Genomic DNA, 15,112 nt, shown 5'->3' with positions numbered 1-15,112 from the left:
TTTTTTTTAAAAATGAGTATAAGGTTATTAGTGGGAGTCGTATCGTTAATTTTCATTTTTACAAGTTGTGGAGGTTCAAAATCTTCAGTAGATGATATTGTGGTCGTTTATGATGATGTTAAGGTAGAAAAATCATTATTGCCAGTGCAGATTAAATATGGTAAATTACTTAATATTAAACCAGATTCTTTACAAAATGTAGAGCTTTATCATTTTATTGATAAATGGATTAATACACCGTATAGGTTAGGAGGAGAGACTAGTGATGGTATTGATTGTTCATCTTTTACTCAGTTATTATATACAGAAGTATTTGATAAATATATAGAACGAACAGCAGAAAAACAGTTTGAATCTAGAGCTATTAAAAGATTTAGAGGTAAAGAGTTTTTACAAGAAGGGGATTTTGTTTTTTTTCAGAGTAAAAATGAAGTGAAAATAAGCCATGTAGGTATATTTTTGAAAAATAATAAGTTCGTGCATTCGACTTCTTATAAAGGAAAAGTTGGCTCGTCAGGAGTGAAAGTAAGTAATATTAATGATCCACATTGGTCTAAATATTTTGTAGCAGGAGGAAAAAGAGTGGATTTATAAATACCTCAAAAATATAAAGAAGTTAAATGAAGAATGAAATTTACGATATACATGAAGAACTAAACAATGCTTTTTATGATTTAAAAGCAGAAGTTTTAGTGTCGGAAATAGAAGAAAAAACTTCTGTTTCTGAAGAGGATATAGTAATTTCAAATCAAAGCACATTCAATAGATCATATAGAAGAGATGTAACCGATATAAAATTGGTGCATCCTAAAAAGCATAAAGATTTACTGCAGTTTAATTTAGCTAGAAATGGAATATACGACCTTCTTCCTGAAGGTGTTTTTCATACGCCTACATCAGATAGTAGTTCATATCCTTCTTTTAGAAAACAACAAAAAAAAGAAGAAACAGATGCACGGCTTTTATTTTCACCAATAGAAAATGAATTATTTCATCAAAGAGTGAAAATAGAAAAAAATGAGAAAGCTATAGAGCAAAACTTTACCAGTTTAAAAGATAAATTTTTATTAGATTTTTGGAAAATTGACTCGTCAATACCAAAGAAATATGCATCTAAATTAATACGCTTACTTCCGTATGCGCACCAAATTTCAGGAAATTTGGAATTAACTTTTTTAGGACTAGAGAAAATATTGGAAACGAATATTCGTTTTAAAAAAACATTTAGAACTAGAACAATAAAAACAAATGCTTTTTCTGACAACCGATTAGGAGTAGACTTTGTTTTACATCAAGAAAAATTAAGAATACAACAACCATTATTAGTTGTTACCATAATGCCGAATGATAAAAATGAAATTCAAAAATTTTTACAAAAACAAGGCCTGCTTGATTTTGTATTGGTTTTTTACAAATATTTCATTCCAGTAGAGTTTGAAATCGAAACTAATTTTGAAGTTAATAAAAAAGAAGGATTTATAATCGATCAAACAAAAGGATCATTTTTGGGTATGTCTACCCAGTTATAAATAAAAATATAATAATTGCTATGACAAGTTTATTAAGTGGTAATATTTTTAAATTAAGTATCATCTTATTTTTGGTAAGCTCTTTACTAATGCTTTTGGTTTCAAAAGTGCGTAAAACTTTTTCTAAGAATAAAGTACAAGCTATTATTTATATAATCATACTCTTGGTGCTATTTGCATTAACAGGGTTATTAAACTATGATAAAATACTTAATGATTCTCCTTTAAATAGTTATGTAGGAACAGAATTGATTTTCTTTATATTAGGTATTGGACACATTTTTGTCTTAAGAACATATTTTAAAGAACTCTCGGAAACGAAATCTGATTTTTTCGGAGAAGTAGTATGTACCTTAGTTTTTGTAGGTATTGCTTTGCTTGCCTTTGTGTATGTTGTAGGTCGCTTTAGGGAACCGTTCGTGTTTCTATATGCCAGTGCTGGTCTTACTTTTATAATTCCATTACTAACATTAAAAATGTATGAATTTGCAGCGTTAATACCAGTTCCTGTTTATAAAAAATGGTTTTACCCTATAAATAAAGATATTAAAGAACCTAAAAGTAGTGAACTTAATAATCCACTAGTCATTAGTTTTCAGTTTGAGAAAAAATATGGAGACAAAGAAATTAGCCGTTTTAAAGTTAAGGCACCGGAAGAGATGGAGTTTGGTAGACTTTTCTACTTTTTTGTAGATGATTATAATGAGTTACATCCCGAGGATAAAATAGATATTTTAGAAAAAGATGGAAGCGTAACAGGTTGGATTTTTTACTTTAAACCACGTTGGTGGAATTCTATTAGACATATTGATGCTAATAAAACTGTGCAATGGAATAAAATAAGAGAAGATAATAATATCGTTGTGCAACGTGTAAAATCTTAATTATTGAAAATAATATTTTAATTAAAAAGCTATAGACCATGTCATTTTTATCGAAACTGAGCATAGAAGAAATTGAAATGAATGTACTAGATTGTACATTTGAATTCACTCAAGGTGCTGATTATAATGGACGCCCTGCTGAAAATCCAAGAGGAGGGCAAATTAAAATTTTAATTGAATCTACAGGAAGAGTTGATTTTCTTGAATGGATGGTTTCACCGAACATGACTAAAAGCGGAACAATTACCTTTTTTAAAAGAGAGAATATGGCAAGCCTTAAAAAAGTAGAATTTAAGGATGCTTATTGTCTAAACTATAAGGAACGTTTCAATGCAGAGAACTCTCAACCTATGCAGACGCAATTATTAATTTCTGCAAAAGAAATGAAAATTAAAGGAACAGTTTTTAAAAATAATTGGCCAGAGATAGCTTAAAACTATAGCAATATGGGTAAGGTAAAATCTAAACTTGAGCGGAAAAAGGAAATACAAGAGATATATGATGTTTATGTAAATGCTTGGGGAGGTTATGCCGATGAACCTAAGGAAGCCCCTGTAGTTGAGATAATAGAGAAAATAGCAAAAGATGTAGATTTACCTCCTTCATATTTATTTACTATAGCTGCTGGAGAGGGTTTAGGATGGATTTATTTAAGTGATTTAAATAACTATAAAAACGGGAAAGTAATTACAGATAAAAAAATGAGTGGTTTTCAAAATCTTGGTTTAGATTTTTTTGGAGATCCTCAAGAATGGCCAAACTTAAAAAGATATTTACCTAAAACGTATAATGAAGGTGATGAATTTGAAAGCGTTAAAGAAGTACGTGATGAAGCTTTTGGTAAAGAAACAGTTTATAGTGCTAATTTTAAAAACTTAGAAAGCGCTATATGGGCCATGGCAGCGGTTTTAAAGCAAAGAGCTGACCGATTTGAAAAAGATTGGAAAAAATTAAAATATATAAAACCAACAGAGGATGAATGGGGTTTTTGGATCTATTTTTATTATCAAAGACCTGAATTAGCATTTCAGAAGATAAAAGAGTTAAAAAGTTATGATATTTTCTATTTGAAAACGTCCGATAGAACTAAAATAAGAACTAAAGCTCTAGAAAGAATAGCGGCTTGGAGGTATATTCAACATTATAATATTTTTTCAAAATGAAAAGTGCGCTCGTTTTATTTATGATACTTTTTACTGGGGTAAATTTCTGTACTACAAAAAAGAGTGTATTACCTCATACTTTGAACCTTAATGAAGATGTTCTTATTTTAAGAAAACTTCATGACGATTATAAACAAAAGAGAGCACAACATAAAGAAGGAGGTCATACACTTTTTACTTTTGAAAAAAAATTAATAGAAATTTTAGAAAATTCACAGTACTTAAATAACGAACTATTTAATGCACTAAATGAAAATGATTTCTTTACAGTTAAATCAGAGGATAATAAGCTCATTTTAATTTCATGGGAGATATTAGACAATGGCTGTCACCATTCATACAAATCTTTTTACAGATATAAGTATGAAGATAGTTTATATGTAAATTACTTTGTTGGTAAAGAAAATATTGAGTTCTCAGAAGATAACGGAGCATACCCATATAAGGTTCATAAACTAAACGATAAGGCGTATATAACACTTAATACGCAATTAGTTTGTGCATCTAGTAGGCTTTTGTCATCTCATGTGATTCATTTTAATAATAAATCTCAAGGAATTTGCTCAGACTGCTTTGAAAATTCCAAAGGATTTTATACTAATATAGGAAGAAGGGACACGCTAAATTTGAAGTTTGATTCGGTTACTAAAGAATTGTTTTACCCTGAACTTACGCCATTAGTTCATGAAGGAGAAGATACTGGTGTCATGAAAACAACTGGTAAATACAAAAAATTAGTTTATAAAAATGGAACATTTGTAAAGACTAACTGAAAAGACGAAAAAAAGAAATCACGTCCTTAGAATACTAAAAAGATAAAGAGATGGGGTTTTTAAGAGTAGCAGAATAAACAATAACGTTAATCTACAAAGAACGTAGATTTATAAAATAATAATAGACCTATGGCATTACAATCACACACACAGATTTTTATAGGAAACACTCCTATTACGTCTTTTAAACGTTTTGTTTTAGATCAAGGGATTAATGCACATCATTTCCTGCAATTAGAGTGTAGGACTGATGTTCTCGAAAATTTAGGAGGTGAATTATCAAGTACTACCAAAAATTACTTAGGCGAGGTGCTAACAATACAAGTGGCTTCTTTAAGTGAATTTTCTGGATATAAAGAGCTAGAATTTAAAGGAGTTGTTACTTCGGTCGCAAATAAAAAAGGAGCGAATAGTGAGCATATTGTCATCGTAAAAGCCGAGAGTCCAACAGTTTTATGTGATGACGGCCCACATTATAGCTCACATCTGGACAAGTCTTTATCAGACATTTTATCAGATACGTTGGAAGGTTATGATACTTCAAAATTAAGTACAACAATAAGCCCGCAAAATACAAGTACTATACATTACTCCGTACAACATAAAGAAAGTAACTGGCAGTATGCGAGTAGGTTAGCAATGCAATATAGCGAGTGGTTATATTATGATGGTAAAAAAATAGTATTTGGTAGCCCAGAAGACGGAGAAGATATTGTTTTGACCTATGGTCACGATTTACAGAGCTTTTCTCTGGATTTGATACCGTTACCAAATAAGTTCAACTACTTTACTAATGACTATCTCACCGATGAGAAGCATGAGAAAAGAACCTCTGAAGTTGCTACTGGAGTAAATGGATTTAATGGTTTTGTAAGCGAACGTAGTAAGAGATTATATGCCAAGGAAACCAATGTTTGGATTAATGGTTTTAATGATCCGCAGCTCAAACAACGAATGGATACGCATGTAGAACAACAGAAAAAAGCTGTAGAGTCACAACAAGTACGTCTTAAAGGAAATAGCGATAATCCAGGAGTTAATATAGGTAGTATTATTAACATAAAAGGAGACCAAGCCAATCATGGACGATATAGGGTTATTAAGGTGTGTCACCATAATAACGAAAATGGGCAATACCATAATAGTTTTGAAGCAGTAAGTGCTGATATGGATGTATTTCCGGATACGAATTTTGAGGCGATTCCAAAGAGTGATACCCAAACAGCTATAGTAACAGATAATGCAGATCCAGATGGACTGGCAAGAGTAAAAGTACAATTTCCGTGGCAACAATCTACAGGTAACACAACACCATGGATTAGAGTTGTAACACCGCATGGTGGAGGTGATAAGGGGTTTCATTTTATTCCTGAATTAGGTGAAGAAGTATTGGTAGGTTTTGAAGGGGCAAATGCAGAACGTCCTTATATGATGGGAAGTTTATATCATGGTAATGCCAGTGCAGGAAGCTTTAAAACAAATGTAAATGATATTAAAGCTATACGCACACGTAGCGGACATACAATCGAAATGAATGATGCCGATGGAGGAGAATTTATTACCATTACAGACAAAAAAGGAAATCATTTTACTATAGATACAGTAGGAGAAACGATCACTATTAATGCGTTAAAAAATATTAATATTAATGCAGGAGAAAATATAAATATTACAGCAGGTAAAAATATATCAGTAAGTGCGGGAGCAAACTTGAGCGAAACGGCGGGTGAAAATGTATCTGTTGTGGCAAATAAAGATATGCTCCTTAATGCAGCAGGTGATATGACCGAAATGTCGGATACCAGAAATGATATTGTAGATGAGGATTATAGCAGACAATCAGGAACCTCAGATGAATACGCTAAAGAGGTGTCTATATTTAGTGCAGAAGAAAATATGACATTACAAAGTTCAAAAACTGTAAATATTAATAGTACAGAGAAAAGTAAATTATTTTAGGATATGGCTATTACAAGACAAGCAAAAAATTATAAAGTAATAGTTAATGATAGCTATAATGCAGTAGTAGGAGGTAAGCTGTATAAAAATGCAAACAAGGTCATTGTTGATGCCTTAAGTGGTGATATAAACTTAAGTAGTAATAAAAAAGTGATCGGTAATGGCGGGGCATAATGTTGTTTTTGGGCAAGTTGAAAATTTTGACAGAGAGCAAGTGGTCAAAAAACCAGTAAAACATTATGTTTTGGTTTCTGGATTAGATTATCATGATATATGGTCATTTAATAGTTATGCTTTAGATGAAAAAAAAAGAATTGATGGATTAGCTAATGATTTAGAAATTCAAATCATTTATGTTATAGATATATTACCAGGAACAATTACCAAAATTGAAAAAGATGAAGGTGCAGTTACTGAGACTGTTACTCAATACGACGAAATAACAAAATCTAATTACCCAAGTCATCATACTTTTGACGATTTAGGAAAAACTAATTACATAACCAAAAATACAATTTATGATGTAGTTCTTGAAATTGGAACAACTCATCCAAAATCTTTGATGGAAATGCATATTTTTTCGCATGCCTATTGGAATGGACCAATTTTAGCTAATACTTATTCTACAGGAGCCGTTGATATAGATATGCGAATAGATGATACAACTAGTGTAAGTAGTAATTTTACAATAGCAATGAATTCAATTGGTTATTTAAAAATTTGGGGTTGTAGTTTCCCTATAGCGGCTAATGCTTTATTCTCAAGAATACGAAGAAACTCTAATTACAGTAGTAGTTTAATTGAGGATGATGTTGTTTTTAGCTACCCTCCTGATCATTTTAACTTTGTAACGTCAAGTGGAGAGTCCCTTGACTTGGTTGGAATATTAAATGATAGATTGGGAAAAAGTTTTAATGTTACATCAAAAATAGATTTAACTTTTAAGGAAATAAAACTTCTTGCAGCTAAAGAGTTTAATGGTGTATATGCTGCGTTTTTAGCCTACAGAGCAGGTATTAATGTATATGCCGCTCTCCCAGCTACATATGCAGAAATAACACCTTCTTTTGTAATTAGTTCAAATACTATGCAGAATGTGAATTTTTATAAAAATCATCTAAATGTTACTGTTGACGCAGGTGATTATGGACTTTACGATAAAACAACAATCCAAGGTTTTATTGATATGAACCCTTAAAATCAGATATATTAAATAATGAAAAAGGTTTTAACTACTATATTTTTATTTTCGATTTTATCTCAGGTTTGTGCACAACAATTTTCTGATTTAAGTTTTTTCAAAAACGAAGGGTTTGATAAAGCTATTATTTCTTATTACAAAGTTTCAGATAAAACATCTAGTATGCCAAAGTCTTCGCTATCTGATGCTCTAACGAATCCACAGACTACTACTAATCAAAGTGCATTAGATGATAATGAAAAGACTCTTTCTAAAAAAATAGGAGAAGCAATTTTAACTAAAAATGAAACTTGTAAACTTTTTAAAATTATTAAAAAGAAATTCACTAATTCTTATGCACTCGATACAAATACCGATGTGATTATTAACTTCTATGCTAATGATTTAATCATACAGAATATTTCAATTAGCTTAAACACGAAGAATATAAAACTTAAAAAAGAAGGTTGCGAGAAAGTATTTGAGGAAGAAATAGAAAAAGATCCGTGTCTTTTTTTAGGGCAAATGACAGAAAAAATGGAAGAATATGTGGTTAATATTTTGAAAACAAAGAAATTAATGAAATGACAATTACATATTAATTGAGCTTAGAAAATCTGAAGGAGATGAGAATCCAAATAAAATTATACATCCTCGTTCTTATTAGTATAACTTTTTATAGTTATAAGTCTATTAATAATGCGGAAATAATAAAAGGCCATCTTGTATCAGAAGACTATATGTACAACCCTAATGGATTTATACAGTCACCTTTTGGAAGAATAAATATAAAAACACACAGTTTTTATAAAAATAAACGATTACAGATAGTTTTAGAAAATAGATCAGAAGGTTTTTTAGAATATACAATAGAGGATTTAAGAAATGATATTTTGTTATTAAACCAATATAAAATAGATACACTTTTTAATGATACAAAGCAATTTGAAACTTATACTAAACAGATAAGAAATGACACTGTTTTTTATAAATCAAAAAAAGATGAGATTTTAGCGATGATTGAAAGTAAATAATTCTATTAATAACAATATAAAAATTCATATAACAATATAAGTATTGTAAGCAATGGCAGAGTGCAATGTTCAGTTTGGAGAAGTAACAGAAATTGATAGAATACCATGTATTATTTTCGAATGTGATAAAATCACAGAAATAATAGTGTATCCAAATGAACGAATGTTAGCACGTCTTAAAATACAAGGAGAAGCGGGAGGTTGGCTTAAATTTGAAACATCATATGACTTAACGTTTGAATATTCTGAAGAAGAAATGGAATTAACTACATCTTCATGGAGTGTAGAACGAGGAGACGTTATTTTGACAAATATTACCGCCAAAAGTGAAGGAGATTTTTTTATCACTACAAAGATGAATGGTAAAGAAACAGGAAGAGTAAAGGTAGTCTCAAAAGAGAGAGAAAAGGATATATTCTTACAAGATGAGGTGGATAACTTGATGAGTGAAAATAATGAAGCAATACAATTTAATAGAAATAATACTGTTCCTGGTAATGGATACTGTATTATGGCCGCTGATAGAGGGTTAGGAGCATTATTGAATGATACTGAAAACTTTTATACAGAACCTAATCTGACTAGTCAAGGAGGTAATGGTGTTAGTCTAAGAAACTCCTCAACAAGGTCTGAAGCACTTCAAAATCATGGATATATTAAAGATCATTTCGAGATTAGAACTGATAATTATTACACCAATAATGAACCTACAAGATTAGCATCCAGTCTTAAAGAACGAATAGAACAAGATATTGATAAAAAACCAGGTTTTCATGTGTATTATTATTCTATGCATGGGGAGTATCATGTAATGTTACTTTTAATGGATAATCGCAACCCTTGTAATAGAAAGTACAGTATTTTGGATCAAGGATATGTACGAGAACTTGATTTAGATTTCGATAGTATTGATGAAAAGTTTTTAGAACTAGCAGTACGATTCTGGAATAACAAAAACCAACATGCAAAAAATATATTAATGTGGAAAATGCAACAAAAATAATACTCTTATTTATTTTTACTCTTGTTTTTACAAGTTGTAAAAATAAAGTTTTAGGGGATACAGATAAATTAGTATCTGGAAACATTATTCAGAAATGTGAAAATGATGAACGTTTATATACTTCTGTTAATACAGATCTTTTGTATAAAAACAACTTAAATAAAGTTTATCTGAAGAGAAGAAATGAATTTCCTAAAGATTATCCAGACCTAAATGAGTGTCAAAAGTTACCTTATGCTTTTATAGAAGTTTTAGCTTTAAAAAATGATTCTATTGTAACAATTTCAAGTATAATTGATGTCGAATCATTTTCCAGATTTGTGGGAACGGATATTTATTTTTATGATAAAAATAGAGTGTATACCTACAATACAACAACAGCTACATATCCTAATTTTTATGAGATTGAATTAGATAAGAAAAGTGCGAAACTTATAGATTCATTTAGTTTAAAAGATAAATATAGACTGTATAAAAATGGAATGACACAATAAAAAATCATATAAATTGGCAGCAAAACAGTTAAAAAATAAATTATTAATAATAGGTATACTGGTTATAACATGCTTTTCAAGTAATTGCATGAATCTAGCTAGTCAGACACCTCTTTTTTTTATTGAAAACGATGATGCATCTGACTCTAAAATAATACCTGCTGATGAAGTTAGTACTATACAAAACAACTTATATTCTTATAAGAGTACTACATATTTAGGGGTAAATTATTATGAGTCAAAGCTAGTCGATAATAAGATTAAAAAGGTAGTGAAAGGTATTTTCCTTTATGATGTATTATTAAAAAAACCAATTGATCAAATAATAGATATAAAATCGTATAAACCAATTTTGGATCATACACTTTATAAAGATAAAAGCAATATCTATTACATTTCTAATGATGCATACATACCCTCGGTAAGAGTACTAGATTTAAATTCGGGAAATTCAAAAATATTAGATGATACTAACGAATATTTGAGTGATGGAAATAAAATATATTGTATTAGAAATGGTAAAGAAATTGAAACTGATTTTGTCTCCACGTTTAAGGTTATTAAAGTAAATGGGATACCATTAGGTATAGATTCTACGAAAGTATATTCTATGTGTGAAGCACTATCTCCAAAAGACTTTAAAGAAAATTTTGAAAGTATAAAGATTAATAGTAGAGACTCTATAATAAACAAATATTTTAAAAATCTAGAATAAATAATATAACCATCTTGAACACAATCTATAGAACATATAAGGTTAAACACGAAGATACTTTAGAGTCTATTGCTGAAGAAAATGGTCTTGATATTGAAGAATTAAAAGAATATCATAATAAAAAAGCCAATAGCTATGATCAAATAGATACTAGGTTACCAGATTTTTTATTAGAAATTATTTTGCCACCCAAAGGATATGGAGTTAAAGATGGAAAAGAAGTTTGGTTGAATGAAAATGAAGCAGATCCTGAATTGTTGACTACTCCATTTGGAGGAAGACTTCATTACGAAATTAAAGATGAACAGATTACTTATGGTGTATTAAAAACAATAGAATCGGGTGCTAAAGAAAATACGACAATAAGCTATAAAGTGAGTATTCATTTTCACCCAATAGATCAAGATAATAATAGATATGTTACTATAGACCGTTTCTCAAAAACATATATAAATGATCAAGAACCAGATTTGATTGCAGACGAATTAGCACTAAGCTGTTCAGAGGTATTATATCCGCTGATTTTAAAAGTGAATGCGAATCGTTTGATACTTGATATTTATAATCATGAAGAGATTTTAACAAGATGGGAAGAACAAAAAAGTAAAAAATTAGAATATTATAAGGGAGAAGTCGTAGAAAAATATTTTCAGCTCTTTGAGGCATCATTACTAACTAAAGATTATTTATTAAAATCTCTTAAAAATGATTGGTTATTTGCTACATATTTTAATGCAATTTACAAATCGTATAATACCAAATCCGGAATAAAAAATGCAGTTGAGTTTCCTATTGTGCCTAATACGAAACCAGTGCAATATGAAGTAGATCAAAAAGCAATAGAATTCATTCAAAATAAACGTATAAAAATAGAAATGAAAGGAAAGTGTTTTGATAAAAGAAGCAAAGCTGATTTTAGAAATAAAGCTAATTTCCCTTCGTTTACAAAACGTAATGAATCAACAAAAGGACAATATAGAGCGTTGTATTTTCTAGAGCCATATACACATAGCATACAATCGGCTTATGTTAATTGTAATTTAGATTTAGATATTCCTAAATCTGTATCTATAAGTGTATCAATGCTAGATAACCAACCAAACATAAATAATAACAAAAAATCTGATTTTATCGAAGAAGAAAATCAAAACGACGATAAAAAGAAATCATTTTGGAAGTCATTATTTTCATAAAACATATAAATTATGAGTGAAAAACATGTTGTAGTACAAGGAGCACTTTGCGAGTGTCAATTTGGTTTTGTTCCGGATACCTTAAAGGTGGATTCTCACCAATATGAATATGCTAATGATAAAGATGGCAGCCAAAAACTAATTGGTACTACCTTAGAGTTAGGACAACCTTTTCAAAATAAAACTTTTGGACAATGTAAACTACAACCCACAGGAAGTAGTTATAAACCTTGTCAACCCGCAATTACACAATGGACAGGTTTTTATGAAAATGTGATTCTAAAAAATGGAGGAAACATTATTACAGAAGATAGTAAAGCTACTTGTGCCATTGCAGGGGCACCATGTGTAAAGATTTCAAATCATGGGCAAATAGCACAACCAAGTCAACAAAATATGGATAACGCAGATGAAGATACGCAAGCACAACTTAATCCTATGGTCAATCCAGCCGATATAGGAAACCCAGAACAATCAAGCGAAGGTATAACGGTAAGAGCAAAATAATATACAATGGCAGCAAACGTAAATAAAATTAGTGTAATAGGAGGAACTGATTCCTGTTATAACATTACCGAAAATTCTGTTACTGTAAAACCAGATGAGGAGGTAACCTTTGGAGTTGTAGAATGGTCAGATGCAACTGCAGAAGAAGCATTAAATCAGCAATTGTATTGGTTTCTTAGAGTAGTTCCAACGGCAATAGATTCGAGAAGGCCAGGGCGTACATTTGGGTATACCATGAAAAAAAAGTTGTGTGGGCCATATTCCTATGTTATTGAAGCCAGTACTTCTGATATTTTAAGAGCTGATAGTATCAGTGATAAGATATATGTTAATGGGTATACTAAGCCATTAATTAAAAAAAGTGAGTGGCGAGCAGAACCAGAAGGAAGTGATATTAGAAAAACCCCAATAAAATATGGGAACAAAGTGTATTTGTGGTTAGATACCGAAGGACTTAATGGGGGAACAGTATCGATAGAGATCTATAGTAGACAATTAGGATATGATCAACTTATAGGAGGTAAACAAAATATACGAGTAGTCAACGGAGAAGCACTGTATTTTATAGGAAACACCAACGAGTGGATGGCTAAAGTGTCTAGTTGGAGAGATCAACAAGAATTTTATATACAAGTAAAAGATGGAGGGGGAAACCTTGTGTTTGATGAGCATGACGATGATGTACACGCACGTTATTTAAGAATAGATAAGGAAATGGCTCGTAATGTAGCAGAACCCTCTACCAATATTACGCCTACCAAAATTTATCAACCAGAAGTTAATGCAGAACGTTTTGAACCGTGTAAGTTTGAAGAAATTCAAATCACAATACCAGTTGTTAAAGATGGAAAAACAACTACTGATGCGATACCTGTTTTTAAAGATGGTCAAATTCTTGAGAATCCTAGTACTACTACAGAAGACATAACACGTAGCGTGTTGTTTGATTTTAATGATGCTAGTATTAATCCTGCAGCAGAAGATATTGTCAATAATGTTTTAGGGTTTTTGTTAGATAATAGAGGTACCCAAATTACTATGAAGGGTTATGCCTGTGCCATAGGTAGCATAGAAATTAATCAAGAATTATCACAAGGTCGTAGTGATGCAGTCAAAGACTTTTTTGTACAAGGAGGACTTGAAGCGGGTAGAATTATAAGTTTAGGATTAGGAGAATTAAATGCAGAGAGTCCTGATGATATTAGTCGAAAAAATGATCCAGAGTATGTAAACTCTCGTAGAGTCGATATTTCGTTTTCTTTTGCTGGACATGGTGCAAACCCTGTTGTGTTTGAAACAATAGCACCAAGTAGTGATAAAATGATTACTCTTGATACGATAAAATTAGATACAACAGATTGTTATAGAGAAGATGATAAGCATGAAAACAAAATCATGATCAAATCCCCAGATGCAAGGAAATTTGAAGGCTCTGGAGCATCATTGCAATTTCCAATACAATCTACATTATCTGCTGCAAATCCAGGCCCCATACAGTATATTTGGCCAAAATGGAATTTGATTAAAGTGGGAACTGCAGAAAGAAAAATGGATTCTGCCGCTGTCTATAAAGTTCATATTCATAGCTGTAGGTATTATTCTGATAAGAATGATGCTGCCATACTTCTAAAAGCTTATCCTGATATTAAATGGAATTTTCAATTATCATTTAATTTTTCACATGCGGCAGCATATACACATGCTAATTTACCCGAGTACAGTAGGAGTAATCCTATGGATAACAATGTACAGACCATACGACGCGAAATGAGGCAAGCACAATCTAGAGCCACTGCATCTGGTATTGAAAGTAGAAGGATGCAGAACAGTCCGGAGATGCTTAGTAAATTTGGGTTAAAACTTGATGCAAAATGGAATGAAGACAAACAAAATGTAGAAATAAGTACTGAGTTTGCAGAAAAACTAAGAACTGTTATCAATGCCATGGTAAAATACAAGGAGATGGCAGATAAAGTTAAAGATACGTTAGGTGGAAGAGCAAAAGGTATGGCTTCTCGTCCTCCTTTTATGTTTGAGGTCAAGGCACCGGCATTAAATGCAAATATCGAGTGGTTTTTAGAACAGGGTAAAGCCCCGCATCAAACTAAGGTAGCGACTGTTGGAGTACTAAAGTTTAAAGCAGCACCACTCATAGGGGCTAGCTTTACTCTTGATCTGCTGGCCATTGCTAGTCGTATGCATCCTGCTATTAGGGCTATGATTGCGGGTGCAGATGTAGTTCTTGGTTTAGCAAATGGCGGAATGACGTTTGAAGCTAAATTTTATGGAGAATTGACTTTTGACTTTCAGGCTTTAAAAATTAATAGTTTGTCCGGAATTGAAGGTGGTGTGTTAGATTTAGGAGCTAAGATGGGAATAGAAGTTACGGCAGAAATTCATTTTGCAGTAACTTATGAATATCGAATTATGGAAGTAAAACTTGAGTTAAGAGCAGAAGCAAAGGCAGATGCCCATTTTGCTGCTAAAGTAAAGGTTGATGCAGATGATAAAGGATTATATGCTGAGCCCGAAGTTGGTTTTTCAGGACTAATTTTCACCTTTAAAGCAGAAGCAACTGTAGGAGGATTTAAGCGTTATGTTGAGTTTGGCAATAAAGAAGAGCCTTTTTTGAAACCAGAACCCTTAAAAACAGATAAAATATACATACTATAAATTTT

General features: G+C 31.2%; 17 protein-coding genes. All 17 read left to right on the top strand.

Annotated features, from left to right (window positions below):
- Positions 1-12 precede the first annotated feature (12 nt).
- Entirely contained in the window at positions 13-594 is a 582-nt protein-coding gene (locus AWE51_RS23215; protein WP_066318898.1) for a C40 family peptidase, read from the top strand.
- 26 nt (positions 595-620) lie between these two features.
- Complete coding sequence (locus tag AWE51_RS23210; RefSeq protein WP_066318896.1) at positions 621-1,529, top strand: hypothetical protein; 909 nt, start codon at positions 621-623, stop codon at positions 1,527-1,529.
- Between the two features lie 20 nt (positions 1,530-1,549).
- Positions 1,550-2,413 (top strand): TssN family type VI secretion system protein, encoded by an 864-nt coding sequence (locus tag AWE51_RS23205; RefSeq protein WP_066318894.1) that lies wholly within the window; start codon positions 1,550-1,552, stop codon positions 2,411-2,413.
- A gap of 38 nt (positions 2,414-2,451) precedes the next feature.
- Entirely contained in the window at positions 2,452-2,847 is a 396-nt protein-coding gene (gene tssD / locus AWE51_RS23200) for a type VI secretion system tube protein TssD (RefSeq protein WP_066318893.1), read from the top strand.
- A gap of 12 nt (positions 2,848-2,859) precedes the next feature.
- Entirely contained in the window at positions 2,860-3,576 is a 717-nt protein-coding gene (locus AWE51_RS23195) for a hypothetical protein (RefSeq protein WP_066318889.1), read from the top strand.
- Entirely contained in the window at positions 3,573-4,349 is a 777-nt protein-coding gene (locus AWE51_RS23190) for a hypothetical protein (protein ID WP_066318886.1), read from the top strand. Before AWE51_RS23195 ends, AWE51_RS23190 begins: the two co-directional genes overlap by 4 nt.
- Positions 4,350-4,478: 129 nt before the next feature.
- Complete coding sequence (locus AWE51_RS23185) at positions 4,479-6,308, top strand: type VI secretion system Vgr family protein (RefSeq protein WP_066318879.1); 1,830 nt, start codon at positions 4,479-4,481, stop codon at positions 6,306-6,308.
- Positions 6,309-6,311: 3 nt separating this feature from the next.
- Positions 6,312-6,482, top strand: coding sequence for a hypothetical protein (locus AWE51_RS26735; RefSeq protein WP_157766204.1), 171 nt, complete (start codon positions 6,312-6,314; stop codon positions 6,480-6,482).
- Entirely contained in the window at positions 6,469-7,506 is a 1,038-nt protein-coding gene (locus AWE51_RS23180; protein WP_066318877.1) for a hypothetical protein, read from the top strand. The genes AWE51_RS26735 and AWE51_RS23180 overlap by 14 nt, the downstream gene beginning before the upstream one ends.
- Before the next feature lie 18 nt (positions 7,507-7,524).
- Positions 7,525-8,076: a hypothetical protein gene (locus AWE51_RS23175; RefSeq protein WP_066318874.1), complete on the top strand. Its 552-nt coding sequence runs from the start codon at positions 7,525-7,527 to the stop codon at positions 8,074-8,076.
- A 38-nt stretch (positions 8,077-8,114) separates the two neighbouring features.
- Positions 8,115-8,522, top strand: a complete 408-nt coding sequence (locus AWE51_RS23170; RefSeq protein ID WP_066318872.1) for a hypothetical protein — start codon at positions 8,115-8,117, stop codon at positions 8,520-8,522.
- Positions 8,523-8,574: 52 nt separating this feature from the next.
- A complete protein-coding gene (locus tag AWE51_RS23165) occupies positions 8,575-9,525 on the top strand; it encodes a hypothetical protein (protein WP_066318869.1) in 951 nt (316 codons plus the stop codon).
- On the top strand, positions 9,504-10,019 hold the full coding sequence (locus tag AWE51_RS23160; protein ID WP_066318867.1) for a hypothetical protein: 516 nt from the start codon (positions 9,504-9,506) through the stop codon (positions 10,017-10,019). Before AWE51_RS23165 ends, AWE51_RS23160 begins: the two co-directional genes overlap by 22 nt.
- An 88-nt stretch (positions 10,020-10,107) precedes the next feature.
- Positions 10,108-10,734 carry a DKNYY domain-containing protein gene (locus AWE51_RS23155; protein WP_066318864.1) on the top strand — a complete coding sequence of 209 codons (627 nt, stop codon included), beginning with the start codon at positions 10,108-10,110 and terminating at the stop codon, positions 10,732-10,734.
- A 14-nt stretch (positions 10,735-10,748) separates the two neighbouring features.
- Positions 10,749-11,927, top strand: a complete 1,179-nt coding sequence (locus tag AWE51_RS23150) for a LysM peptidoglycan-binding domain-containing protein (protein ID WP_066318861.1) — start codon at positions 10,749-10,751, stop codon at positions 11,925-11,927.
- A gap of 12 nt (positions 11,928-11,939) precedes the next feature.
- Positions 11,940-12,434 (top strand): DUF4280 domain-containing protein, encoded by a 495-nt coding sequence (locus tag AWE51_RS23145; RefSeq protein ID WP_066318860.1) that lies wholly within the window; start codon positions 11,940-11,942, stop codon positions 12,432-12,434.
- Positions 12,435-12,440: 6 nt separating this feature from the next.
- A complete protein-coding gene (locus tag AWE51_RS23140; protein WP_066318859.1) occupies positions 12,441-15,107 on the top strand; it encodes an OmpA family protein in 2,667 nt (888 codons plus the stop codon).
- Positions 15,108-15,112: the final 5 nt, after the last annotated feature.

This window comes from Aquimarina aggregata, from assembly GCF_001632745.1.
Lineage (GTDB): Bacteria > Bacteroidota > Bacteroidia > Flavobacteriales > Flavobacteriaceae > Aquimarina > Aquimarina aggregata.
The sequence above is the reverse complement of the archived record's forward strand: the minus strand, read 5'-3'. Positions and strand labels throughout refer to the sequence as shown.